General features: G+C 41.8%; 22 protein-coding genes. 16 read left to right on the forward strand and 6 right to left on the reverse strand.

The genetic code is table 11. From position 1 onward, the window contains the following. Positions 1-7: 7 nt before the first annotated feature. Genes PGLA_RS18350 through PGLA_RS18370 form a run of 5 tightly spaced genes read right to left on the reverse strand, consistent with a single transcriptional unit; the run spans position 8 to position 5,092 of the window. Complete coding sequence (locus tag PGLA_RS18350) at positions 8-1,069, reverse strand: BtaManbiosPhlase (RefSeq protein ID WP_068535661.1); 1,062 nt, start codon at positions 1,067-1,069, stop codon at positions 8-10. Between the two features lie 15 nt (positions 1,070-1,084). Then, a complete protein-coding gene (locus PGLA_RS18355; protein WP_068535663.1) occupies positions 1,085-2,032 on the reverse strand; it encodes an MTP-1 family protein in 948 nt (315 codons plus the stop codon). 39 nt (positions 2,033-2,071) lie between these two features. After that, positions 2,072-2,911, reverse strand: coding sequence for a carbohydrate ABC transporter permease (locus PGLA_RS18360; protein WP_044879686.1), 840 nt, complete (start codon positions 2,909-2,911; stop codon positions 2,072-2,074). Further along, on the reverse strand, positions 2,898-3,779 hold the full coding sequence (locus PGLA_RS18365) for a carbohydrate ABC transporter permease (protein WP_068535665.1): 882 nt from the start codon (positions 3,777-3,779) through the stop codon (positions 2,898-2,900). The genes PGLA_RS18360 and PGLA_RS18365 overlap by 14 nt, the downstream gene beginning before the upstream one ends. Further along, complete coding sequence (locus PGLA_RS18370; protein WP_068535666.1) at positions 3,779-5,092, reverse strand: extracellular solute-binding protein; 1,314 nt, start codon at positions 5,090-5,092, stop codon at positions 3,779-3,781. Before PGLA_RS18370 ends, PGLA_RS18365 begins: the two co-directional genes overlap by 1 nt. A gap of 381 nt (positions 5,093-5,473) precedes the next feature. Between PGLA_RS18370 and PGLA_RS18375 the strand changes: the two genes are divergently transcribed. From PGLA_RS18375 to PGLA_RS18385, 3 genes are all read left to right on the forward strand, one after another. Next, positions 5,474-6,490 carry a LacI family DNA-binding transcriptional regulator gene (locus PGLA_RS18375; protein WP_068535668.1) on the forward strand — a complete coding sequence of 339 codons (1,017 nt, stop codon included), beginning with the start codon at positions 5,474-5,476 and terminating at the stop codon, positions 6,488-6,490. A 217-nt stretch (positions 6,491-6,707) separates the two neighbouring features. Further along, entirely contained in the window at positions 6,708-7,655 is a 948-nt protein-coding gene (locus PGLA_RS18380) for a helix-turn-helix transcriptional regulator (RefSeq protein WP_068535670.1), read from the forward strand. A gap of 55 nt (positions 7,656-7,710) precedes the next feature. Further along, positions 7,711-8,193 (forward strand): GyrI-like domain-containing protein, encoded by a 483-nt coding sequence (locus PGLA_RS18385; RefSeq protein ID WP_068535671.1) that lies wholly within the window; start codon positions 7,711-7,713, stop codon positions 8,191-8,193. Between the two features lie 96 nt (positions 8,194-8,289). Here the strand turns inward: PGLA_RS18385 and PGLA_RS18390 are convergent, their stop codons facing one another. Next, on the reverse strand, positions 8,290-9,492 hold the full coding sequence (locus PGLA_RS18390; RefSeq protein WP_068535673.1) for an MFS transporter: 1,203 nt from the start codon (positions 9,490-9,492) through the stop codon (positions 8,290-8,292). 221 nt (positions 9,493-9,713) lie between these two features. Here PGLA_RS18390 and PGLA_RS18395 point away from each other — a divergent pair, with 221 nt between their 5' ends. From PGLA_RS18395 to PGLA_RS18450, 13 genes are all read left to right on the forward strand, one after another. Then, on the forward strand, positions 9,714-10,070 hold the full coding sequence (locus PGLA_RS18395) for a nucleotide excision repair endonuclease (protein ID WP_068535675.1): 357 nt from the start codon (positions 9,714-9,716) through the stop codon (positions 10,068-10,070). Between the two features lie 398 nt (positions 10,071-10,468). After that, positions 10,469-10,960, forward strand: a complete 492-nt coding sequence (locus PGLA_RS18400; RefSeq protein WP_068535677.1) for a PTS sugar transporter subunit IIA — start codon at positions 10,469-10,471, stop codon at positions 10,958-10,960. A 29-nt stretch (positions 10,961-10,989) separates the two neighbouring features. After that, positions 10,990-12,450, forward strand: coding sequence for an N-acetylglucosamine-specific PTS transporter subunit IIBC (gene nagE, locus PGLA_RS18405; RefSeq protein WP_068535678.1), 1,461 nt, complete (start codon positions 10,990-10,992; stop codon positions 12,448-12,450). A 169-nt stretch (positions 12,451-12,619) separates the two neighbouring features. Beyond that, positions 12,620-13,321, forward strand: a complete 702-nt coding sequence (locus tag PGLA_RS18410; protein WP_068535679.1) for a histidine phosphatase family protein — start codon at positions 12,620-12,622, stop codon at positions 13,319-13,321. Positions 13,322-13,509: 188 nt separating this feature from the next. After that, positions 13,510-13,674, forward strand: coding sequence for a DUF5360 family protein (locus tag PGLA_RS28135; RefSeq protein ID WP_161487952.1), 165 nt, complete (start codon positions 13,510-13,512; stop codon positions 13,672-13,674). A 15-nt stretch (positions 13,675-13,689) separates the two neighbouring features. Next, complete coding sequence (locus tag PGLA_RS18415) at positions 13,690-16,965, forward strand: sensor histidine kinase (RefSeq protein ID WP_068535680.1); 3,276 nt, start codon at positions 13,690-13,692, stop codon at positions 16,963-16,965. 14 nt (positions 16,966-16,979) lie between these two features. Further along, positions 16,980-17,657 carry a response regulator transcription factor gene (locus tag PGLA_RS18420; RefSeq protein WP_245700113.1) on the forward strand — a complete coding sequence of 226 codons (678 nt, stop codon included), beginning with the start codon at positions 16,980-16,982 and terminating at the stop codon, positions 17,655-17,657. A gap of 390 nt (positions 17,658-18,047) precedes the next feature. Beyond that, positions 18,048-19,646: a methyl-accepting chemotaxis protein gene (locus PGLA_RS18425; protein ID WP_068535684.1), complete on the forward strand. Its 1,599-nt coding sequence runs from the start codon at positions 18,048-18,050 to the stop codon at positions 19,644-19,646. Positions 19,647-19,670: 24 nt separating this feature from the next. Further along, a complete protein-coding gene (locus PGLA_RS18430) occupies positions 19,671-21,521 on the forward strand; it encodes a methyl-accepting chemotaxis protein (protein ID WP_068535685.1) in 1,851 nt (616 codons plus the stop codon). A 31-nt stretch (positions 21,522-21,552) separates the two neighbouring features. Further along, positions 21,553-21,978, forward strand: coding sequence for a chemotaxis protein CheW (locus PGLA_RS18435; protein WP_342671698.1), 426 nt, complete (start codon positions 21,553-21,555; stop codon positions 21,976-21,978). 7 nt (positions 21,979-21,985) lie between these two features. Continuing rightward, complete coding sequence (locus tag PGLA_RS18440; RefSeq protein ID WP_068535688.1) at positions 21,986-23,974, forward strand: chemotaxis protein CheA; 1,989 nt, start codon at positions 21,986-21,988, stop codon at positions 23,972-23,974. Positions 23,975-23,987: 13 nt separating this feature from the next. Beyond that, complete coding sequence (locus PGLA_RS18445; protein WP_084411247.1) at positions 23,988-25,061, forward strand: protein-glutamate methylesterase/protein-glutamine glutaminase; 1,074 nt, start codon at positions 23,988-23,990, stop codon at positions 25,059-25,061. A gap of 29 nt (positions 25,062-25,090) precedes the next feature. Next, entirely contained in the window at positions 25,091-26,134 is a 1,044-nt protein-coding gene (locus PGLA_RS18450) for an alpha/beta hydrolase (protein WP_084411249.1), read from the forward strand. The last annotated feature ends 17 nt before the right edge of the window (positions 26,135-26,151 follow it).

Genomic DNA, 26,151 nt, shown 5'->3' on the forward strand with positions numbered 1-26,151 from the left:
ACGCTATTTATACATATATCAAACTATCAAGAATCTCTTGAAGACTTAGTTCCGCGCAAGCCATAGAGGTATCTGCTACACCGTAGTACATTTTCACAATATCACCCTCGACGAGAACGCCGCAGGAAAATACGACATCTCCAAAAAAACCTTTTTTCTCGTAGTCTGCATCAGGTTCCATTACAGGCTTGTCCGAACGCGCAATAATTTTGGTAGGATCGTTCAAGTCAAGGAGAACTGCACCCATACAATAACGATGATCCAGTGTCGCTCCATGATAGAGCTCTAACCAGCCTTTATCCGTCTTGAAAGGTACCGCACCTCCACCGATACGTCCGCTATCCCACATTCCTTTACGGAGCCCCATCAAATGTTTATGATTACCCCAATACAATAAATTGTTAGACTCAGCGATCCAAATTTCTGGATTCCCGATACTTTTCGTCGTCGGGCGATGAAGCGCATAGTATTTACCGTTAATTTTCTCTGGAAAAATAATCACATCTTTATTTTCCGGACTGAATATCATGCCGTGATGCTCGGTATTCACAAAATCTTTCGTAGAAACCATGGATTCACCAATACCCACTGGGGAAATGACAGAGAAATAAATATAGTACGTATCTCCCATTTGAGTGACACGAGGATCTTCAATTCCGAACGTCTCTTGCTCATTGGAAGGATATACAAACGGCTTTTCATCTATGGTAAAGTGATGTCCATCCTTACTACGTGCAATACGAATATAGGAGATCGACGTTAAATAGGTAAATCCAGAACTGCCTGTACGATCTCTGATCACACGTGGATCAGAGAAATCATAACGCTCATCGTCAGTACGTAGCTCGATCAATTCAAGCTTCTGCGTCTTCGGATTATAAATCGGCGCTTTTACAATCTGTGGATCCTCGCTGATGGGACGCTCCGCAACGCGAAGCAGCATAAGCACTTCACCGTTGTATTGAGCAATACCTGCATTGAAAGCACCAATGACTTCAAAATTAGGGTGATAGGGTGTCACATCTGCTGGGGTAATGATTGGATTCTCTTCATAACGATATATATTCACAATAAACACTCCTTATCATTCAAATGAAATAAATGGATCGGCCATCGTCAAACGATGCGCTTCTGCATCAGAGAGACCTACATATAAATTCGCTGTACCGTCCAAATTCCGTACGAGCCCTCCACTGAAAACGACATCTCTCAAATCGGGACGTTTCGATACACCTGGTACAAATTCAGCACGAACGGCAATCAATCGAATATCCGAAAATTCACGTGTTTCTGGATCTAATACAAATACCATAGAATAATAATGGCGGTCTAACTCCGTATCGAAGCAGGCAATATGACCAAGAATTCCTAACAACCCATTGTTAAGTAGATGAATTTCGTTGCCTCCACCCCACTCTTCCTCGATGAATTGCCCTTCCAATAGCGGCGCTTCCTCAATCACTTCGGGCGTTAAATCCTTTAAAGATGAAATACGTGTAAAACCAATTTTACCGCGTCCGCCTTTTTCGCCTTGTGGCCTTGTCAATACACCGATGCTTCCATCTATCAATTCCACCAACCGTAAATCTTTCATACCGCTCGGTCCTGTAAAAAACGGTTTAAGCTCTGCAATTCGAGCGCCTTTATAGAACACCGTACGCCATGAAAATATGCTTTCTTTGGTTGGATTGGGATGCGGATAAATCTGAACGCCCCCAAGCACAAGCTCCCCGGCAATTTTCGTGTAGAACGGATCTTGAAGTGTAAGAATGGGCGCACCTTCACGTGGTATCCAAGCCCCATCCCGCTCCACAAAGAAAACAATTTCAGAATGCTCGCTATCCCGCGATTCTACGCGCCCCGCAATAACCTGTTCGCCTTCATCTTCAAACGGGGCTGTAATATTATAGACATCCTTATCGCCAACACCCATGAATGTTAATTTTTCTGGATTACGAACCGTTTTATTCGACTGTTGATACTCACGCAATAATGTCGCGCACGTTTTCGTTTCTTTTTGTGTGAAACTCACGATATATTAACTCCTTTTTTGTTGTAGTATAAAATACGACTATTTTAGGTTAAACTGCATGCCTTCTTTAAATCTCTTACCAAAAATGATGAATAGAATAATGATCGGTAACGTCAAGAGTACAGATGCTGCATACATTGGACCCGGATAACCTGCATACGGACCGAACATTTGTGACAATAACACGTTAAGTGTCAGCATTTCGTCGCTGCGTACCACGATCATATCCCACAGAAGTTCTGTCCAGCGCTCCATAAGTAGGAATAAGAAAATAACCGTCGTAATGGACTTGGACATGGGAACCATAATTTTATACAAAATTTGAAATTCCGTAGCTCCATCTATCTTCGCCGCTTCAATAAACGTCGTCGGGACCGCTTTGAAAAAGTTCGTATACATAAATATCGCCCATAAACTCATTGCCTTTGGAATAATCATCGCCCAATAGGTGTCGTATAAGCCAACTTTTTGGATGACCAAAAAATTCGGAATCAACAAAATAATCGCCGGGAAAAACATATGAAACAGAACGAAATTGTTAACTGCATCCCGACCTCTAAATTTAATTTTAGCAAGCGCATAAGCTACCATGATCCCAAACACCATCATTAGAACTGTAGAACCAACCGAAACGATAACACTGTTAAAAAAGGAATTTAGCCACGGTCTTGGTGTTCCAGTCTCCCCACCGCTAAACAACCATGAATACGATTTTAACGAGTAGCTTGATGGAATAAGCTGTCGATCGACTTGGCTCCAATCCGCAAAAGAGTTTAACACCATATAAAGATACGGAAATACCATCACTAGAAGCAGAAGGGTAGCCACACTATAACGGATGGTTAAACTAAGCTTATTTTTATCATTAGACCCAACCATTTCGTTTCCCCCACATTTCTAACAATTTTTTAATGACAAAGATCGAAATGAATGTGACAATCGCAGCGATAATAGCTATCGCTGAAGCATAACCTGCCTGCAAGTTTTTGAACGCTTGATTATAGATCTCCATCTGCCATGTGTTGGTCGCATAATTCGGACCCCCACCCGTTAATTGATACACCTCGGTAAAAATACCAAACGTTACGCCAAAGGATAAAATCAACGTCGTATAGATGGCTGGATATAATAACGGTAGCGTGATTGTCCAGAAACGCTGTCTACGACTTACACCATCAATCGCTGCCGCTTCATAGACCTCCTTATCAATACTTTCAAGGCCTGATGTGAGAATTAGCGCATAATAACCAGCAAATTTCCAAGCAATAATTAAGGCCACGATCATCAGTGCTGTAAATGGTGTGCCAAGCCAGTTTATTTTAATGCCAAAGTTGTCCCTTAAAAAAGCGTTAACCGGGCTGTTGTAAGATAACAAACCTTTTACAATCAGCGATGATACAACACCGGAAGAAAGGTACGGCAAGAAGAAACCAATTAAAAAAACACTTTTCAATTTCGGAAGTCCCTGTACAATCATTGCCACTGCAAGTGACGCTGCTGTGACCAATGGCACAAAAACCATCATAAATTTATAAGTAACCCAAAATGACGATTGTACCGCTGGATTTTTAAAAGCTTTGATAAAATTAGAAAATCCAACAAAATCATAATTAGGAGCGATCAAATCCCAGTTGGTGAACGCAAGATAAAGCGACCAAATTAACGGACCTAGGAAAAATACGAATCCATAAATAAGGTACGGGCTGGCAAATAACCAGCCCAACTTATTATTATTTTTGGTTTCCATTACTTAAGAGCCTCTTCAATAGCTTTCTTCATGTTATTCCAACCTGTTGTCGGATCAATTTGGCCGCGAACAACTGGATTCACAGCTTCCTGTCCGATAAAAGTTTGCAATTCATTAAATTTCGCGTTGTCCATTGGAGGTACAGCGTACGGTACAGCTTCAGCATACTTCTTAAGTGCTGGATTCTGATCTAGGAATGCTTTAAACACATCGTTGGTCGATAAATCATCACGAGCTGGAGGCATGTTTGTTTTCTCAAACCATTGCAAATCATGTTTCGCATCAGAGTATACCCACTTCATGAATTCCATAGCTGCTTCTTGCTTTTCCTTTGGTGCAGATGCATAGATTACAATTCCTTTGGTATCTGCAAAAGTTTTTGGATGATCTACCTTCACATCATCCGGAACAGGAGGCGCTGCTAATGTATATGTTTCGTTATATTTCAATTCCGGGAATCTCTCTGCCCAGTAGTTGAGTGTCCATGGACCAATATCCGTAAAAATACCTACTCCGTTCTCGAATGGGTCTGTGATATTCTCTGCAAGCAACGAATTCTCTTTGCGCAAATTGTCCATAAGACCTAACGTTGCAATTCCCGCCTTATCATCCGCTACGAATTTACCACCTTCGATAAATTTATTACCATCAGAAGCTGCATTATAGAGCATAAAGAAGTCGAACCATCTCTTCCATGCCGCTGGATCTGCAAGATCTGCTTTTGCCCATACATATTTGTCAGGGTATTTCACTTTCAGCTTCTTAGCAACATCTAGCATTTCACTGTATGTCTTTGGAGGCTCGTTATAGCCCAGTTCTTTCAAAATATCAAGTCTCCATCCGAACAACATAGCATTGGAAGAAATGGGAAGAACATATTGGTTATCATCGGAAAATTTCCAAGATTCAATTGTATTCGTCATTTTACGTCCCGCAATAATATCATCCCAACCCGCCATTGTATTCAACGGTACAAGCGCTTTACTGTTTGTAAGTTGTGCGGCAAAACCACGAGAAATATTTTCCGATAGTGTTGGCGCACTTCCTCCAGCAATAGCGGATTGAATATTCGCCTCAGAGCTTGGTGTTTCTTTCATTGGACTTACGTTAATTTTTATTTTAGGGTTCACAGTCTCGTATTCTTTAGCCAAACTTTCCCAATAGGCTTGCTGAGGCGGATTATTCGCTGTCCAGAACTCAATCGCCGTGACACCTTCAGCCGTACCTTTGTTATCCGTACTTTTCGAGCCACATGCCGCGAGCATTGAAATCGCTACAGTAAAAACTAGTAACATGGCCAACTTCTTCTTCATTACTTCAACCCCCTAATGTTTATTTGTAACTAACTAAATAACGTTACTGAGTTAATTACAATAATAAATGAAAGCGCTTGTATTCACATTATTGATCTAAATTGCGCTAAAGTCAATTGATTTTTTAATTTATCATCATAAAAAACAGTAATCATTACATTACAATATTAAATTTATAACGTTACAAGTTGTCTGTTATGATGTTTCTAAGCCTATTCGTTAGGTTTTTCAAGTAACCGATAACTTACAAGCTTTCGTTTTTTTTGTCCATTCTCCACTTGACATGTTTTCTGAAATTGCTTATGAATACATTATGAGACTATTGTTACATCTTTATCCCAAATTTGTATGGATTGATTCTGTTTAGAAAGGTATGACTTGATGAAAAGAAAATTGACCATGCAGGATATAGCGGATAAATTAAACATTTCTAAAAACTCCGTGTCGCAAGCGCTCAGCGGAAAAGATGGGGTCAGTGAAGAAACTCGTAACCTGATTCAAAAAACAGCAGATGAGATGGGCTACATGTACCCTCAAAGCCGTAAACCGCAAACAAAAGAAGGAACAGGCAACATTGCGCTGATCGCTTCTGATTTCGCCTTTTCCCAAACCAATTTCTTCGGAGAAATCTATCTCACTATTGAACGCGAAACTGCTCTTCGCGGCATGAATTTGCACATTCAGTCTATTTCACAAGAAGCGATCGACCAATTGATCCTTCCCCCTTTTCTACAAAACCAAAATGTAGATGGAATCCTTATCCTTTCACATATTGATACGGAGTATACGAAAAAAGTGATTTCTACAGGTATTCCTGTCGTACTTATTGACCATCATCACCCACGAATTTATGCCGACTCCATTCTAACGAACAACCGATTTGGTGCCTTTGACGCTGTTCAGTATTTACTTGATTTGGGGCATCGTGACATTGGCTTTATGGGGAATATTGATTATTCTCCGAGTTATTATGAACGTCTGGAAGGATATATCATGGCAATGAAGGAACGAGGGATCACCCCGAATTCACACTTCATCATCAATGATGCTGTCGAACAAGGGGATGTGATTCATCAACGCCTGTTAAATCTTCCCGTACAGCCGACCGCATGGTTCTGCGTCAACGATGGACTGGGCTTTCTTATCAATGCTGCGATTCAACAAATAGGTCTCAAAATTCCAGAGGATATATCCATCTGTAGCTTTGATAACGGGCAGCTCTCTCGTATTGCAACACCCTCAACGACTAGTATGGCGATTGATTTAAAATTGTACGGAAAAAAAGCGATAGAACAACTTTTCTGGCGAATGAATCATAAAGATGAGCCTTTTATGGAAACTTTGCTACCTACGACATTGATTGAACGGGAATCTACAGCTCAATTAGGCAAGCGCTAATATAGGATTTAACAGTTTCAACCAGAAAAAAGAGAACCTTTAACAATCAAGGATCTCCTTTTTCTTCTCATACACTCTCATCCCCGTAATAACGCTCATCGGGGTTGCCCTAGGCTTTTTTGTTGTTAATTGATTAGAGTTCTTATCGCTGACATAATTAAAGTTAAGATCATGTAACACTAGAAGAGTTCTGAGAATATAGACTAGGGGAGAAACAATGAAAATTGATCGCTTATTGGCGATGACGATTGTGCTGCTCAATCGTGAACGAGTCAGTGCAAAGGAGTTAGCTGATCGCTTTGAAGTTTCAACCAAGACGATTTACAGAGATATGGAGACGTTGAATCAATCGGGCATTCCTATTGTGGCACATCAAGGAACATCAGGCGGATTTGAAATCATGGAGCAATACACGATTGCCCGCCAATTCCTGACGCTTAACGAAATAAACACGATGGTTTCCGTAGTCAAAGGAATCACTGGGATCGTAGATGACAGTAAGTTCGCTAGCCTTCTAGAGAAGGTTAAGGCGCTACTTAGTAAAGCAGACACCAGTAACACCGAGCAATCCACAACAGGGATTATCTTTGATTTCAATCCTTGGGGACAGAGTCCTGCCGAACGAGATAAAGTGAATATATTGAAGCAGGCGATAGAGGAAGCACGCAAGGTAAGAATCCAATATTTGAACATGAATGGAAAAGAGAGCGAGAGAGTCATTGAACCATCGGCTTTAATTCTGAAAGGATATGTATGGTATCTGCATGCATACTGCACACTACGGAACGATTTCAGAGTGTTTCGATTATCTCGGATACATGAGTTGAAGATGTTAATGGAACAGGGTGTGCGCCGTGAAACACCAACATTAGATGGTTACGTGTGGGAGTCGGAGTGGTCGACGGATGTTAAACATGAAATGATTCTAAACTTTCATCAACAAGTGCGTTATCGAATCTTAGATTCTTTCGACCCGGAGACGGTTACGGTATTAGAAGATGGCTCCATCCAAGTTAAGGCAGAATTCGTGGAAGATGAGTGGTTCTATGGGATGCTCCTGAGTTATGGCGAACATGTCAAAGTAGAGCAGCCAACTAGTGTGGCAGACGAAGTCGTACGACGGGCACAAAGAATTATGGAGCGGTATGTTAACGTAGACAGATAGGTGTCCACTTTTCCAACGTATAATTAATTTATATTCAAGGAAAAGAGGGCAATGAATGAACACTTTTACCGTTCAAAAACCAGAAATCACACTGACTGGTGTCAGTGTACGTACAACGAATGCCGAAGAAGCGGGTCCAAATGGACAATTATCGAAGCTTTGGGAAACATACTTTCAGAGTAACCTCTCGTTACAGGAGGGTATCAACAATCCAAATCTAATCTACGGGCTGTATACAGATTATGAAAGTGATGCTTCTGGAGCATATACGGCACTTATAGGGCATGAGGTTGGCGACGGTGCCGTTCTTGCCGATAATAACTTTGATTGCGTGGTCATACCAGAGAGTAAGTACCTCGTATTTACGACTAAAAGGGGTCCGGTGTTTGAAGTAGTGGCGCAAAGCTGGGGGGACATTTGGACATATTTCGAAGAATCGCAGGAGGTAAGAACCTTCACTGGGGACTTTGAGCTTTATGATGGAAGAAACTTCGATCCTACCGATGCTGAGGTACAAATATATATTGCAATCCAATGATTTAAAGTAGTGTATAGTTTTATTTTTAAAATAAGACAAAGCCGCAGCTTCTATAACGAAGTTGGGGCTTTGTCTTGTTAAATGATATTAGTAGTGTTACACCGTAACTTCTTTACGTTCTGCCATATAACAGGCTATTCCAAGGATTAGACCAAGGCCAACAAGGATTGCACCGACCCAAGGGAGGGACGTAATGGCTAGATGTGTAATAACCCAGCCTCCAATGAAGGCTCCGGCTGCATTTCCAAGGTTTCCAGCTGAATGGCTGGAGGTAGAAGCAAGTGCTGGTGCCTCCTGTGCCAAGCTCATAATCCGCACTTGTAACCCTGGCATCACGGCAAAGGAAGCGACACCCCATAGGAAGATAGTTGCTACCGCAGCAATTGGATTATGGACTGTAAAGGTGAAAATCGTAAGGATGATACATACCACAAAATAAACTCCCAATATGGACGGCATCAATTTCCAATCGGCAAGCTTCCCACCAACAATATTACCGATGGTCACGCCACAGCCGAATAGGACGAGAATCCAGGTTACACTATGTTCAGCGAAACCGCTGACCTGCTGAAGCAGTGGAGTGATATAAGTAAAGACTGTAAATAAACTGGCGTTACCTAGAGCTCCGATCAGTAGATATAGAAGTAATTTGGGTTGAGCCAGCGAAACGATCTGGGCTTTGATACTGGCCGGTTTGTCTTGTCGGAGTCGGGGAATGAAGATAATGATGCCGATCAGTGCTATAACCCCCATGATTGCAATCGCACCAAATGATGAGCGCCAGCCCATGTGCTGTCCGATAAATGTACCCAGAGGAACACCAACGATATTCGCAATGGTTAAGCCAGCCATCATGATGGATACAGCGCCGGCACGCTTATTCGGTTGTACGAGATTGGAGGCGATGACCGCTCCAACACCAAAGAAAGTCCCGTGTGTTAATGCAGTAATCAAGCGAGCTATCATCAACACCTCATAGTTCGGAGCAACGACAGAGATACCATTGCCAAGAATGAATAGAACCATGAGCAGACATAGCAGCTTCTTTTGTGGAATTCGTTGGGTGAGGAGCGTCAGTATAGGCGCACCGACGGCCACCCCCAGGGCGTACATTGTAATAAGTTGTCCTGCCGTTGGAATGCTAACATGTAGATCCTCAGCTACATTGGGTAGAAGACCCATAATGACGAATTCCGTCATTCCAATGGCAAAAGCACCTACGGTAAGAGAAAGTATAGAGATAGGGAATGGTTCCTTTTTTATCGATGATTTCTTGGTGACGCTTTGTGCTAAAGCCATGATGTAGAGCTCAACCTTTCTTCTGTTTGAAATGAAGCTTCATCCGTTATGATGTAGATTCAACAAATAAGACATATCTTATATTATTTAGTTTTATGATTGTATTTTCAAGGGAAATATTTAAGTAGGACCCATGGGTGAATCGCAATGTAGTTGTCATGGTGTTCTATTGGGATTTGTGATAGTATTTACACCTATATAGAAAGAGGAAGTGAGCTATAATGATAAACATCACGGTTCCAGAACCGCACATTAGTATTACCAAACAAATTAATCCAGAGCTAAGTAATATTTACGGATTTACTGACTTTCACCTGATTCCAAGAGATATGGGTGGTATTTTTATGTTTTATAACGACAATGATGAATTATTGTTCGTAGGTAAAGCAAGAAAGCTTAGACCAAGAATTAAGAAACATTTTGAAGATACGGTTTCCGTAATCAAAATGAATAGAGAAGAAGTCACTAAAATTGATGTTTGTCTCATCGGTGACCCTGTTCATAGAGAAATCTATGAAACGTATATAATTAATGAATACAAGGCTAAATACAATGTAGACAAAGTATTATATAAATAAATGGTTGAATAAGAAGCAATAAGTACAGTCAAGTGTGACTGCTTGTTGCTTTTTTGAGTGCTATAAAAGTGATAGAAATGAATTATGCACCTTATAATTAAGGCGCTTACATTTTGTTGTTGACGGATACAGTAACCATGAATTATTATAAGTTCATAATAAAAAATCAAATAAAACGAATTCACTTGGTGTGTTACCGTTAATTAATGGGCATGAGCCAAGGAAAGCGATCCTACTAGTACTAGGGCCCTTTCCTTGGCTCATTTTAATGTTATTTTTTATATTCTATCTGCGTATAGTGAATTAAGTAGACGGGATTGGGTAAATATAACACATCAGCAGCTAATCATTTTAGACCGATTAGAGCATTCGTGATAACTAGATTGGGAGGAATAAATATGTTTTGGAAAAAGAAAAAAGAAGAGAGTGTTGTTGAAATTTACTCTCCTGTAACAGGTAAAGCGGTTGCACTTACTCAGGTACCTGATGAGGCATTTGCCGGAGGCCATATGGGCCGAGGAGTCGCTATTGAACCGACAGAAGGAAAGCTCATCGCTCCGTTTGACGGAACGGTTGCTCATATAATTAAGTCCAAACACGCGATCATGTTGGAGCATCCAGCTGGGCTACAATTTCTGTTCCACATTGGCGTTAACACAGTATCCCTGAAAGGTGAAGGATTCATCTCTCATGTTACTACAGGAGATACAGTTAAGGCAGGGCAAGTGTTAATTGAATTCGACATCGAGAAGATCAAAGCGGCAGGTTATCCGGTCATTACCCCAATCATTGTAACGAACGCTGATGATGTGACTAGCGACTTAGAGTTAATCAACGGACCTGTTCAAGCAGGCAGTACTGTCATTTTGAAGGCGGTTATAAAGTCATAGCATTATAAAAAGGAAAGGATGATTAATTCATGTTAGGGTTTTTCCAAAAAATCGGTAAGTCGCTGATGCTTCCAGTCGCTACACTACCAGCAGCAGCAATCCTAATGCGTTTCGGTAGTATCGACTACATCAAGGAATTTCACTTGGGAGACAGTGTAGGAGGTTTCATAAATTCTTATATTGCACCGTTTCTGAGTGCGGGCGGAGGCACAATATTCGATAACCTCCCACTGATTTTCGCAGTTGGAGTTGCCATCGGATTCGCTGTTGATGCCGTTGCGGCTTTGTCAGCAGTAATCGGGTATGTAATCTTAGCTAAGGTGCTTTTAATCGTACCAGGAATATTCCCTGATTTAATGCAATCACCTGATACTGAATTGAACATGGGTGTTCTCGGCGGTATCATGGTAGGTTGTATCTCAGCAGGTTTGTACAAGAAATATCACAAAATCAAGCTACCGGATTGGCTCGGCTTCTTCGGCGGCAAGCGTTTCGTACCAATGGCAACAGCGTTCACCATGGTTTTCGTTGGTCTAGTGTGTGGTATCATCTGGGGTCCGGTTCAAGCGGCTCTTGACACATTCGGCAACTGGGTTACGAGTCTAGGTGGAATCGGATCTGCCATTCATATTGTTGCTAACCGTCTCTTAGTACCATTTGGACTACATCACATCATTAACTCCATCGTTTGGTTCCAAATTGGTGATTTCACGAATGCTGCTGGGGATATTGTCCACGGTGACTTGACTCGTTTCTTCGCTAAAGATCCATCTGCTGGTATGTTCATGACAGGGTTCTTCCCAATTATGATGTTCGGTCTTCCAGCTGCTGCGTTTGCAATTATTCACACTGCTAAACCGGAAAGACGCAAAGCAGTAGGATCTATCTTCCTCGGTGCTGCATTTGCATCGTTCTTGACTGGTATTACTGAACCATTAGAATTTGCATTTATGTTCGTTGCTCCTTTACTTTATGGTATCCATGTCGTGTTATCTGGTATCGCTGCGTTTGTATCATATGCGGTGGGTATGAAGCTCGGATTTGGTTTCTCGGCTGGTTTCATCGACTATGTGCTTGGTTTTGGACTTTCTACGAAACCATGGTTACTGATTCCAATTGGTCTCGTAACCGCACTCGTGTATTATGTGGTGTTCCGCTTCGTTATTGTGAAGTTTGACCTTAAAACACCGGGTCGTGAAGCGTTCTTCCTTGATGAAGAAGAAGATTCCGCATCCACATCTGCAGGTGCATCTGGCGACAGCCGTGCTGCTAAAATTCTGACTCAACTAGGCGGATCTAGCAATATTGAGTCCGTAGATGCTTGTATCACACGTCTTCGTCTCATCGTTAAGGATGAGAAAGTTGTTAATGACGCTGGTCTTAAGAAACTTGGTGCTGCTGGCGTTATGAGACTTGGAAAAGGCGCTGTTCAAGTCGTATTCGGTCCACAATCCGAAACGATTAAGGACGAAATTAATGAAATCCTTTAGTTAACACTAGCTATTGTATGGACTTAGTCTAGCTAATAATTATGAGTATTACAGACGTGGTGATCGCTCCTGAGTAGTCGGGAGTAATCATCACGTTTTTTATCATTTGTCACTGAGGTAATGGGTATAATACTCATCTAACTAAGAATGAACTACGGAGGAATGATATATGCAAATATTTCTTATTCGTCATGCCGATCCAGATTATGCAATAGATGATTTGACGGAATTCGGACATCAAGAGGCGGAAGCATTGGGGAAACGCATGGCTTCCATAGGTCTTGATGAACTGTATGCTTCACCACTTGGCAGGGCCCAGACAACGGCAAGTTATATCGCCAAAGAGACCGGACTTGGGATTCAGACGGAAGCATGGACTCGTGAACTCGATTGGTCGGAAATTATGTCTGAGGGTACATTACGAGCAATATGGGATTATCCTGGAGAACACATCTTGGAGCTATCCTCTGGTAAGAGACAATGGGGGGATGAGACAGACCACTGGCTGATGCAAGATGAATATAGAAAGAGGTTTAGCGAACTGCAAGCAGCTTCTGATGAATTCATGCTTCGCCATCATTACAGGCGGGAGAATGGTCTCTATCGTATGGTGCAGCCTTCCACAAAGAAGATCGGATTGGTATGTCATGGTGGGTTCGGTCTCGCATGGTTAGCGCATCTGCTTCAGATTCCTTTATCTTTAGCTTGGTCCGTATTTTGGTTGGCCCCGAGTTCAGTTACGACGGTCCTGTTGGAAGAACGAAGCAAGGAGTTTGCGGTTCCTAGATGTATCGGAATGGGAGATGTCTCCCATCTTTATGCTAATGGAATGAACTATCGGCCTCGCGGATTACTTGGCAATCACGTATAGTGAATAACGCTATTTAAGAAGTCTTTTTCATATTCAATGGAAAGGGCTTTTTTTATGAAAAATTGGTTTGTTTATTGATTGATCGATCATGGCATATAATACCAGTGGTACTGATAATGAAATATTGGTATCACTAAGAGGTATTCATGTAGGCTATTATCAGAACTTCAGAGTTTCCATTACGAGCAATGGAGCTTTGCTCAGGTTTGCAGGTGATTGCCTTCTGGTCATGTAACAAAGACTTTGATATAACGTGGTGGGTGTTCAATTTATACTTAATGATTTACCCCTTATTCTTTATCAGACTGTTCATCAGTGGGGAGAAGCAGGGAAACATTCATAATAAGGAATAAGGAAGTGGTAGCAGCATGAATTTAGACTACAACAAAGATGTAACCACTTGGTCATTGAACAAGAAGATGAATTTCCTTACGCTATCGGATGGTTTCAAGCGATGGATGGGCTATTTAACTGAGGAAACCATTCATAGTCCTGAGCTCCTACAAGAAATGGTTTATTCGGACGATCTTCATTTATTTGATGAACACATGAAGAAGTTACGTTCTGGGCAGAACAGTAGCTTGGAGCATCGTATTCATATTGAAGAATCAAATGAACTCAAATGGATACAAAGTATCGGTATCCCTGTGCTAGGGCAGGATAATGAGGTTTGTAGAATAGATGGCATTGTAATGGATATAACGGAGAAGAGAGTCGCAAAGGAACAATTAGAAAGTACTTTCTCATTGTATCAAGAAATGTTGGATAGGATTAATATAGCCATTTGGTCGTATGATATCACTTTGGGGAAAGTATCATTCATTTCCGATGCTATAGCTAAAATTACGGGATATCCGATCGAGAAAGCGAAGGGAATTACTTTTTGGTCAGATATTGCTCATCCAGATGAGAAGCCGATTATTGACCAAATCCTAGCAACTGCAAGACAGGGAATTCCAAATCTCAGTGAATATCGGATTATTCACGCCAATGGTGAGATTAGGTGGATCCAAGTAAGGATTATTCCAATTCTGGATAGGTCTCAATCTGTGGTTCGTCTCGATGGTATAGTTGCTGATATTACCGAAAGAAAGGTTATGGAAGAAGCTATACACAGTTACGAGCAACGGTATAAATCTCTATTTGACTATAACTCTGATGTTGTATGTGAATTAGATCTTCTTGGGAATATCTTAGCGATCAATCCGGTGGCGGAGGATATTACAGGAGAACGATTGAATATTTCTAGAGAGACTCTTTCTATCGTGGACATGTTTGGTGACGAGAATGCGGGGCTCATGAGTGATTATTTCGAAAAGGCAATAAAGGGAGATTCCCAGCAGTACGCTGTGACATCGTATCGTAAGGATGGAGGAGTTATTCACTGGGATATAAAGAATATGCCGATTCAAGTGAATAACCGTCTGGTGGGCATTTTTGTGATCGCTAAAGATGTTACGGTGAAAAGGGAAGTTGAGAAAAGACTGGCTGAACGTGAAGCTGAATATCGGTTAATTACCGATAATATGAAAGATTTGATGGTTGTTTTGGATTCCCAGGGTAATTTTCTTGTGGCTTCACCTTCATGTGAGAACATCATGGGTATCCCTATAGAATTTATTAAGGGTACTACAATATTGGAACACATTCATCCCGATGATAGGGAGTATTTGATAGATCAAGTTATGGATATGTTGATAACTAAAAGTAGAAAATTATTAAGATTTCGTTTCATCCACGTTAAGGGTTACATTATCTATCTTGAATCCATGGGGACTCTGGTATTCGATGATGCTGGAGAGGTAGAGAAAATTGTGTTCGTGTCGAGGGATATCACTAAAAAAGTTGGAATTAAGAAGGAACTCAGAGAAAGTGAGGAACGTTATCGGAGACTGATTGAGCTGTCGCCTCAACCGATGGTTCTCCTTCGCCAGAGTAAGGTGGTCTACATGAATCTCGCTGGACTGAACATGCTCGGATTAACCAATGCCGATGAAATAACCGGTCAGTCCATGTATGATTATATTCATTCGGACGATTGGGAAGTGGGCAATCATAGGATGCTTCAATTAATAGGCAAGAACTACATAGGATCTAAGAAATATAAGATCATTCGTGTGGATGGGCAAGTGATTGAAACAGAGGTTATAGGAATATATGACGAAATAACAGAGACGATCCTCATCGTAATTAAGGATGTTACGGAACGTCTAAAGATGCAAAGAGCGCTGCAAGCAAGCGAAGAACGTTATCGAAGATTGGTAGAACTCTCTCCGGTAGCAATCGCTGTATATAAAGAAGGGGAAATTAACTATATTAATCCGGAAGGAGCTAAGATGCTCGGCGTAGATATCAACAACGAGACGTTGTCAACGAATATTATGGATTGGATTCATCCAGATTACCGCGAGTATGTAAGGGAAGGCATGGAAAGTACGCTGTTGAATGGCTATTCCCGCCCTGCTGAATATCAAGTGGTTCGCTCTGATGGCCGCGTAATTATTGTATCTATGTTATCTATATATGATTCCCAATCTTCATCCATACAGCTAATGTTTGAAGAAATTACTGAGAAGAAACGCGTAGAACAAGCTCTGTTGGAAAGTGATGAGCGGTATTTCCGCTTACAGACGAGTCTGGATCAGTTCTCCCACGATCTCTTTGGCGTTATGAAGATCAGTCAGATGGAACAGCGATTGTTGAAAGAAGTGCGAGATATACTGAAGGTTACGAACGTAAGTATCATTGAAGTTGAATATAACAAAGATAAGTTATGCGAGATTATCGAAACGGAGAAAGGTTATTCTCTTAAGATACATGAAAAAAAGGGGAAGAGCTATTTACTTTGTATTGACGAGAAACCGATTGGCTTAGAGATAACAGCTATAAGAGTATGGCTTGCCACAATTACCCGATATGTCAGTGTGCTATTTGATAACTTCCTGATCATCGAGGACTTAACCAAGGAGCTTGAACAGAACGCTTCCGAGCAGGTCGCTCCAACATGGTTGCTGCGCTTCATGTTCAATTTGTCTGAGAATGAGAGAAAACGCCTCGCTCAGGATTTACATGACTCTGCACTTCAAGAGCAGATTATCTGGTATCGTAAGCTAGATCTTCTTTTGATGGATAAATCAATTACCGGGGTACTTCGGGAGCAACTTGGGCAAATTACGGAGGGTTTACTCGATGTCATCTATCAATTACGTATCATGTGTAATGAACTAAGACCACCTATGTTAATAAGAGATGGGCTTGTTTCTTCGCTTGAGGCGTTGTTCGATTTCACGCAATTGCGTTCTAACTATGGCATTTATTTTGATGCAGAGCATTTCAATCATAAGTTACATGACGATGTACTTATTGGACTATATCGTATTGTACAGGAGCTCTTGGCTAATGCCTCGAAACATTCCTCTGCTACGGAAGTTCGCATTCTTTTATCCAGTCAAGAAGAGCATATTCGATTGGAATATGAGGATAATGGGATTGGTATGGATCTTATAGGAATGAGGGATTCAATTACAAGTATGGGTATACATGGTATGAGGGAGCGTGTTCGTAGTATGGATGGGGTTATACATTTCCTCTCGTCCGAGAACAACGGATTAACGATGTCTATCTCTATACCAGCACACGAATAGATGCGGAATAATACATGGATAGAGGTGTAGCAATTATGATTCATATTCTGTTGGTTGACGACCACCCAGCTGTCATGGAAGGAACCAGGATGATACTCGAACAAGAGGGAGATATGTTGGTTAACCTGGCCAATACAGCCGAGGAAGTCTTGGAAATGGTAGGCTCACAATCATTTGACGTGATGTTATTTGATCTCCATATTGCCGATGTCAACGGGATTGATCTGGCAAAGCAAGTACTACAAATGAATTCGAACGCCATTATATTAATCTACACCGGCTTTGAAATTAATAACCATTTTAACTTAATGATTGAGACGGGCATATTTGGATTTATCCCCAAAACGACAAGCAGGGAACAGCTTGTCACAGCCGTTCGTTGTGCACTAAGGGGAGAAGTTATTCTACCCCTCTCTTTAGTTAAACAATTGAGAAGAACCGCCATTGTGGGATCGGAGGCGAATGACGAAGAGGTCACCTCTAGGATTAGTAATAAGGAATATGAGATATTAAAAGAAATAGCTCAAGGGAAAAGTAACAAGGAAATTGCTGAGGTTTTACATATGGGCCAACGATCGCTGGAATATAAGTTAACCAATCTATTTTATAAGTTAAAAGTTAAATCGAGAATAGAAGCGGCTATAAAAGCGAAACAGATGGGTGTCTTGACGGACTCAGATGTGGAACAATAGTGAGTTACATTGACACCAAATGTCACATATATAAGGATCCCGTTCACATCATTGTGATATGGGGTCTATTTCTGTTCTGAATTGTTAAGTGAAGTGCGGCAGGAATTTGACAATTTGCTGTGTGTATCTCGATTGCAGGGTACCGCAATAATCTTGCGGGGTCACTCCATACTTTTTCGGTTACCAAAATATGCCGCTAGTTTATGATATTCCTGTTCTTAAGAATTATATGTAGATAAGGAAATATGGGATAAATTACAGATAAGTAATATAACGGAATCAGGAGGAATCCATATTTGGAATGTCGCTTACTGGCGAGCGAATCCTTACATCTATAAGTAACGTGTTAGGGCTCAAGTACTACAATAATAAACAATGGGGTGTTGGAACATGAAGTGGTTTTATAATTTGAAAACAGCTGTAAAGTTAATTTCTGCGTTTGTTATTGTTGCTGTTATATTAGGCGTAGTTGGAATATATGGAATAAGCAATTTGAATAAAATGGATGAAGCTATTGAGGATATGTATGATAACCGTTTAACTCCTATCGCTTATCTTGGTGAAGTGAATGAATTATTTCTACTGAATAGAATAGAAATTCGTGATATAAACACGCTCGCTAAAACAGAAGCAGAGACTAACAATTACAAGAATAGAATTCACGGAAATCTCAATCAAATCGAAGTCGTGATCAATAAATACAGCAAGACAGCCTTAAGGGTAGAGGAACGGGAAAAGATGAAGGGTTATTCTTCGATATGGCAACGTTATACTACAAGTCTAAATGAAGCCATTGAAATGAACAGTAGCGATATAAGTGCGGAAGAATATACAAAGTATCTATCTACAGGTGATATACAAACAGCGACGGATGAATTGACAGACTTGCTACAAAGTTTAATAGACATGAACATGAAGCAGGCGAAGGGGGCAGGAGAGTACGCAAATGACTTATATACGTCCTCTCGTTCTATTACGATCGCGGTTATTATTGTAGCACTCCTTATCAGTATTGGCTTGGGTTACTTGATATCTCAAATCATAGCAAGACCGTTAAATCGGGTGGTGAAATTGCTAGGTAAAGTAGCGAGTGGAGACTTAAGCGAAACATCGGATATGGATTCTAAAGATGAGATCGGATTGTTGGCGAATTCAGTAAATGACATGATTCTGAACTTAAGACAAACCGTAGGTGGAATTCTGATCTCTGCAGAAACGGTCTCTGCGGCTTCCCAACAGATTTCAGCTAGTACAGAGGAGATCGCCGGTGGAAGTATGAGTCAAGCTAGTGCAGCGCAAACGATGAACGAGTTGTTCCGCGAATTATCCCTAGCCATTAATTCTGTAGCGGGGGGCGCTGAGCAAGCGTCTGAACTGTCTGATAAAACGATGAATATCGCCCAGGATGGGGGTAAGGTTGTCCAAATCTCCATTGACGGGATGACTCGTGTTAACGAACAAATGTCTAGACTTGAAGGAGATTCGAACAAAATCGGAGAGATTATTGAAGTGATTGACGATATTGCGGAACAGACTAATCTTCTTGCACTTAATGCAGCCATTGAGGCGGCCCGTGCTGGAGACCAAGGGCGAGGGTTTGCGGTAGTAGCAGATGAAGTAAGGAAATTAGCTGAGCGAAGTAGTGAAGCAACCAAGCAAATTACGAAAATCATCAAAGGTATGCAAGAGAATACGCAACAAAGTGTAAGAGCAGTAGAGGAAGGTGTAGCTTCCACACAAAAAACAGGCGAAGCATTTGAACATATTCTTTCCATGGTGAGCGAGACAGCGTACAAAGTAACGGAAATAGCGGCGGCAAGTGAGGAACAGGCTGCTCAATCATCAGAGGTTCTGAACGCAATTGAAAGCATATCCGCAGCTACCGAAGAAGTGGCAGCAAGCAGTGGGGAAACGGCATCGACTGCGCAATCCTTGGCACAACTAGCCGAGGAATTGAACCGTTCTGTATCCATTTTCAAAATCAAATAACGATCATTATGAGGAGGAGCCTGCATGTTCAGAAAGAAATTAGCATTAACCATTAAAACACGGTTGATCGTTGCCTTTCTAGTTATTCTAATCTTACCTTGTATATCGATCGGGTGGTTCTCTTATCAGAAAGCGGCAGACCAAGTAACCCATCAAATTATGGAGAATGCAACGCAAAGCATTCAATTATCTGATGACCAGATTACAGCACTCATTTCTACTGCCACCTCCGATATGGACTATCTATCCACACGTATTCATTCAGAGCTCATTAAAGGCGCTGAGGAGACTCAAATTCAAACATTACTAGATGAATATATGAACCTCAGCCCAGAATTTCTTTCAGCATATTATGGATCTGAAGACGGAAATATGATTCGTTCCCCCTATCAACCAATGGAGAAGGGCTACGATCCAAGGTCGAGAGAATGGTATAAGAATGCGATGGCCAATAAAGGCGTAGCTGTGGTTAACAATCCATCTGTGTCTGCAGTAACGGGGGATGTCGTGGTTGTTCCCGCTCAGGCGTTAAGTGATGGGGCGGGAGTGGTAGCAGCTAATATTAACCTTACGAAGTTAGCTGAAACCTTGAGTTTAATTAAGATTGGTGATAAGGGATATGTGACGATCCTAGATAAGGATCAGAGCTATCTGGTTCATCCAACGATTGCTCCGGGTACCAAGAATACCGAGGGTTTTATGTCCAAATTCTACGAGTCGGATACAGGTATTGTAGATTATGAGTTTAACGGATTGAGTAAGCGAGCGGTATTTGTAACCAATAAACTGACAGGGTGGAAAATAATTGGTGCCATTGAGATGGCCGAAATCACGAGCGCAACCCGAGGGATTTTGTATACAACACTTATTGTCATAGCAATCGCCTTTGTACTAGGCGCTTTACTCGTCTATTGGATTGTACGTTCCATCAGCAAACCTCTTCAACAATTGCTGAGTGCAACAGCTAAAATCGCTGACGGAGATCTGACTGAAGTAATCGCTATTCGTTCCCAAGATGAATTAGGGGATTTATCCATCTCCGTTAACAACATGACTCATCAATTACGAGATTTAATCGGAGAAGTACTAAGTTCTTCTCAGAATGTTGCAGCAGCATCCCAGCAAATCTCGGCAACAACAGAAGAGGTTGCGAATGGAAGTTCCATGCAGGCCGAGGCATCGCAGACGATGTACGAACAATTCAACGAGCTATCCATAGCGATCAATTCTGTCGCGGAGAGTGCAGAGGAAGCATCTATACTTGCAGGGCGAACGACCCTAATCGCCCGAGATGGCGGAGAAATCGTTAAACAATCTGTTATAAGTATGACTCAGGTAAGCTCTGAAATGGAACGTTTGGAAGAGGACTCTGTCCAAATTGGGGAGATTATTGAAGTGATTGATGATATTGCGGAACAGACAAATCTACTCGCCTTGAACGCTGCAATTGAAGCTGCACGGGCTGGGGAACAAGGGAGAGGTTTCGCAGTTGTCGCCGATGAGGTACGAAAGCTGGCTGAACGGAGTGGGAAGGCTACCACGCAGATCACTTCTATTATTAAGGGGATGCAAGCGAACACCCATAAGAGTGTAGTGGCTGTAGCGAGTGGGGTTAGTCAGTCCCAGCAGACAGGACAAGCATTCAAGGAAATTATGGAGATGATTAGTGAAACAGAACATAAGGTCAATGAAATCGCCGCTGCGAGTGAAGAACAGGCAGCGCAAGCCAATGAAGTGATGCAATCGATTGAAAGTATCTCATCCGCGAGTCAAGAGGCTGCAGCTGCATCAGAAGAAACGGCAGCAACATCCCATTCGCTTGCGCAACTTGCTGTAGGTCTGAATGAGTCCGTCTCTATTTTTAAAGTCAAATAAATAAGGGGAATTCAGGAGGGTTATGCAGACCATGGGGCAGGAACAATATATCGAATTTGCTATTGAGGAAGAATATTATGCGATTCATATTCAGGATATTCACGAAATCATCAAGATTCAGGACATCACTCAAATTCCTAACGTTACATCCTATGTGGAAGGAGTCATTAATCTCAGAGGCAAGATCGTACCTGTCATTAGTCTACGGAAATTTTTCAATCTTGAAGAAAGAGACCACTCGAGAACGACCCGCATCATTGTGGTTCATCATCTAGAGGATACCGTAGGAATTATTGTAGATCGAGTAAATAAAGTCACGATGTTCTCGGATATTCAATCCCCTCCTGAACGTATAGGCGGTATTGACGGGAACTATTTTGTGGGAATTGGATTAACGAACGGTGGTCTGGTTGCCATATTAAAGCTAAATGAAATCTTGCTTCGTGAACAGGAGTGAATGACCGATGTTATCTGAATATAAAGAGGTCTTTCTTGAGGAGCTTGAGGAACAGCTACAACTGATGGATGACGTTATTTTACAACTAGAGCAAGAAGGGGAGACCGAATCGGTCGTTCAAAGCCTGTTTCGAGCTGCTCATACCTTAAAAGGTTCATCAGCGGCTATGGGTTATGAGGAAATGAAGCAATTAACCCATGAAATGGAGCACCTGTTAGACCAAGTAAGAAGTAAGGAGCTCAGCATTACGGGATTGCTTATCGATCTTCTTTTTCAATCGCTAGATTGTCTAAAAGAGTTGAAGAAAGACATTATACGTGACGATGCATCGGTAACGGATATATCCGGATGTGTTCGTGATCTTCAAGCCTTTGCGGAGCCGCCTAAAGAGTGGGTACATCATGAAATAGAGGATTTGACTAAGCCTGAACTGAGCTTGGACACAACGTTAAAAATACGTGAAGCCGAGGAACATGGATTTATAGTTTCGTGGATTACTGTGCTAATTTCTCCCGAGTGTTTCATTAAAGGGGCAAGGCTCTATATGATTTACACTAATTTGTGCGAATGGGGTGATGTTCTCTACTCCGTACCGGATATAGAGGGGATGGAAGAACAAGAGGACAGCATGTTTGAAATTCGATTTCTTTATGCGGGTACTCAAAGTAGCCAGGAGCTACACGACCTCGTAGCAGCGCTATCTGAAGTTATCGGTGTTAAGGTGGAGTCTCTGTCAACCGAAATGGCAGTATCCATCAATAAAGAGAACGAGAAGCAAGAGAGAATTGTAAATGAAGACCATACGCACAAAGCAAAATCTAAAGCACAGAGCATTCGCGTAAGCGTAGAACGGCTGGATCATCTCATGAATCTGGTCGGAGAGCTCGTCATCGACCATACTAGAATCCATCAAGTGGAGCGTTCGCAAAGAGGGCGATTTACAGATGATTCTGTGAATGATCTCAGTCAAATCTCCGATCACCTGTCGCGTATCATAAGTGAGTTGCAGGAAAGCGTAATGAAAGCGAGAATGCTTCCCATTGAGCAGCTGTTTAACCGTTTTCCGCGTATGATCCGAGATCTAACACGTGATTTGGGCAAGGATATTGAACTTATTATTGGGGGCAAAGAAACGGAATTGGATCGTACCTTAATTGAGGAAATCGCAGATCCACTTATTCATCTCATACGAAATGCGGTTGATCACGGTATTGAATTGCCAGAGAAAAGAGAGATGTCTGGTAAACCCCGCAAGGGAACCCTTTCAATAAGAGCAGCCCATGAAGATAATCAGGTCGTTATCTATGTGGAAGACAACGGTGCAGGTATTGACCCCGATAAAATGAGGGATTCTGCGTTGAGCAAGGGGATCATCTCCCCAGAAGAAGCGGTGCTGTTAAACGATAGAGAAGCTATTCATTTGATTTTTCGACCAGGATTCTCGACGGCTAGCAGAGTAAGCGATGTATCTGGACGCGGCGTAGGAATGGATATCGTCAGAAGCCATATTGAGAAGATAAACGGTCTGATCGATATTGAGACAGGATTGGGGCAAGGAACTTGTTTTAAGATTAGGCTTCCGTTGACGCTAGCTATCATCATCGGTTTATTAGTGAAATTAAATGATCAAACCTTTATTATTCCCATGAGTAACATCGCTGAGATTGTAAGAATAACACATGACGATATTGAAACTGTTCGAGGCCAGCAGGTTATTTTATTGCGTAACCAGATCATCCCGATTGTCTGGCTGCATGATCATTTCAATATGCCCAGAAGAGGGCAGAAGAAAAGTCATATTCAGTTAGTTATTGTGGGATCGGCGGAAAAAAGATTGGCCTTAGCCGTAGATGAGCTTATTGGGAATCAGGAGATTGTTATTAAGTCGTTAGGCCCCTATGTTGGCAAAGTGGACAGTGTCGCGGGGTCTACGATATTAGGCGATGGAAAAGTGGCCTTAATTGTAGAGGTGTCAGGGATTATCAACCAGCGATAGGAGAAGAGATGTTGTGCAAAAGATAAAGGTACTCGTAGTAGATGACTCCGTGTTTATGCGAAAGCTAATTTCGCGTCTAATCGCAGAGGATACTGCATTGGAAGTGATTGGAACGGCCCGAAATGGATTGGAAGCCGTTAGCATGGTGAGGGAACTCAAGCCCGATGTTGTAACATTAGATATCGAAATGCCAGAAATGAATGGTTTGGAAGCTTTGACAATAATCATGGAACATCGTCCAACACCCATACTTATGTTAAGCTCGCTGACACAGGATGGGGCGTTAGCAACGATTACAGCACTGCAGAACGGAGCGGTGGATTTTATATCCAAACCATCAGGTTCGGTCTCCTTTGATTTATTTAAGGTGAAGGAAGAGTTAATATTCAAAATCAAGCAAGCTTCTCAGATACCTCTAAGAAACCTTATAGTTAACAATATAACCGTTTCAAAAGTAGATGTAGGACCAAAAGGAAATCCTCAGACTGGATTTTCAAAGAAATTTGATCAGATATTGGCTTTAGGTACTTCAACCGGGGGGCCAAAGGCTCTGGATACTGTCATTACAGCTCTGCCTGCAAATTTTCCGTACCCCCTATTGGTAGTTCAGCATATGCCGCCTAAGTTCACGAAATCATTGGCAGAGCGATTAAACCGATTGTCCCGTGTTCGGGTGGTTGAGGCGGAAGATAATCAACTGGTATTAGGCGGAACGGTATATATTGCACCTGGCGATTATCATATGACAGTTGTTCAGACGAATGGGGAATTCAGAATCAGACTTCATCAGGAGCCTCAGGTTCAGGGGCACCGTCCATCGGTAGATGTGCTATTTGATTCCATTGCTAAATGTAAGAGTTTAAAGCGGCACTTTATCCTTATGACGGGAATGGGGAGTGATGGTGCTAAAGGAATGCTGGCTGCTAAAGCAGCGGGGGCACATTCAACCATTGCTGAATCAAAAGAAACCTGCATTGTATATGGAATGCCAAGATCAGCAGTTGAACTGGGCTGTGTAGATTATACGGTTCCTGTACATCTGATAACTTCTAAGATATTGGAGGTTACAGGAGTCCTAAAACGCTAAGTTTGACCTTAAGATAGGGAGGCATATTCTTGGTAATGGGCAGTAGTACCATAGAGAAAACAATGCTGACAAGTTTTCTGATTGGGGGGTTCTGGGATAGATGGATTGCAAACGGTATCCCAGAAACAACGGTATACGAGCTGCGTCAGCGGGTGAATAGTCTTGAGGACTGGATTCGAATTCTACAAAAGCATGCGGATGTTTACGAGCAACGTGCAGTTTGTAACCTTAATCAACATCTAGTTGAAGAAGCAGAGAATTTTTACCGACTTGCAGGTATGCACTATAACCTCATTCAGTGGATGTTTCCCGAAACAGGCGATCAGAAGCGAGGATGGTATCAACGATGTAAAGATATGCATGAGCAAGCAGATCGGCTTGTGAAAGATGAGATCATGAACGTTACCATTCAAGTAGAAGGCAACAATTGTTATGGAAGAATACGTGTCTCTGAAAGGCTTAAAGGTTGTGTCATTATTATCAATCCTATCGATTCCTCGAAGGAGGAGTTAGTTAAGTATGAAGGTTATTTCGCAGGAATGGGTTTCGTCACGGTGAGTTTTGATGGACCAGGACAAGGTGAGACCTATGCCTTTAATCAATATAAAGCAACGCGTCAAAGATGGGACCTCTTTGTGGACGCAGTGATTGATTTCACTGCATTACAATTTCCGGGGCTCCATCTCTATTTGTTCGGAACATGTTTAGGTGGGGCCTGGACCATCCAAGGAAGTAGTCACCCTAAGGTGTGCAGAACCGTGTCGGTAAGTCCTGTAATAGATGGCGATACCAGAGTGCCTGACTATTTTCAGGAACGGTTGTTGAGTATAATAGACGACTCCAAGAGTGGTCTTCTATTAAGAATGGAAAGCTTTGATTATGTATGTCCGATTCTCTTAGTGCATGGTAGGAAGGACACCATAGTTCAGGGTGATTATATATACGATTTATATACCAAACTCCCCATGGATAAGAGACTTATCCAATATGTAGATGAAGGGCACGGCTGCAATTATAAAATAGATGCAATTCTGAAGGCTGCTGGGGATTGGTATCTTAGTGATACTAGGTAACCCGTAACCCGTAACCC

This window comes from Paenibacillus glacialis, assembly GCF_001637205.1.
Taxonomy (GTDB): domain Bacteria; phylum Bacillota; class Bacilli; order Paenibacillales; family Paenibacillaceae; genus Paenibacillus_AQ; species Paenibacillus_AQ glacialis.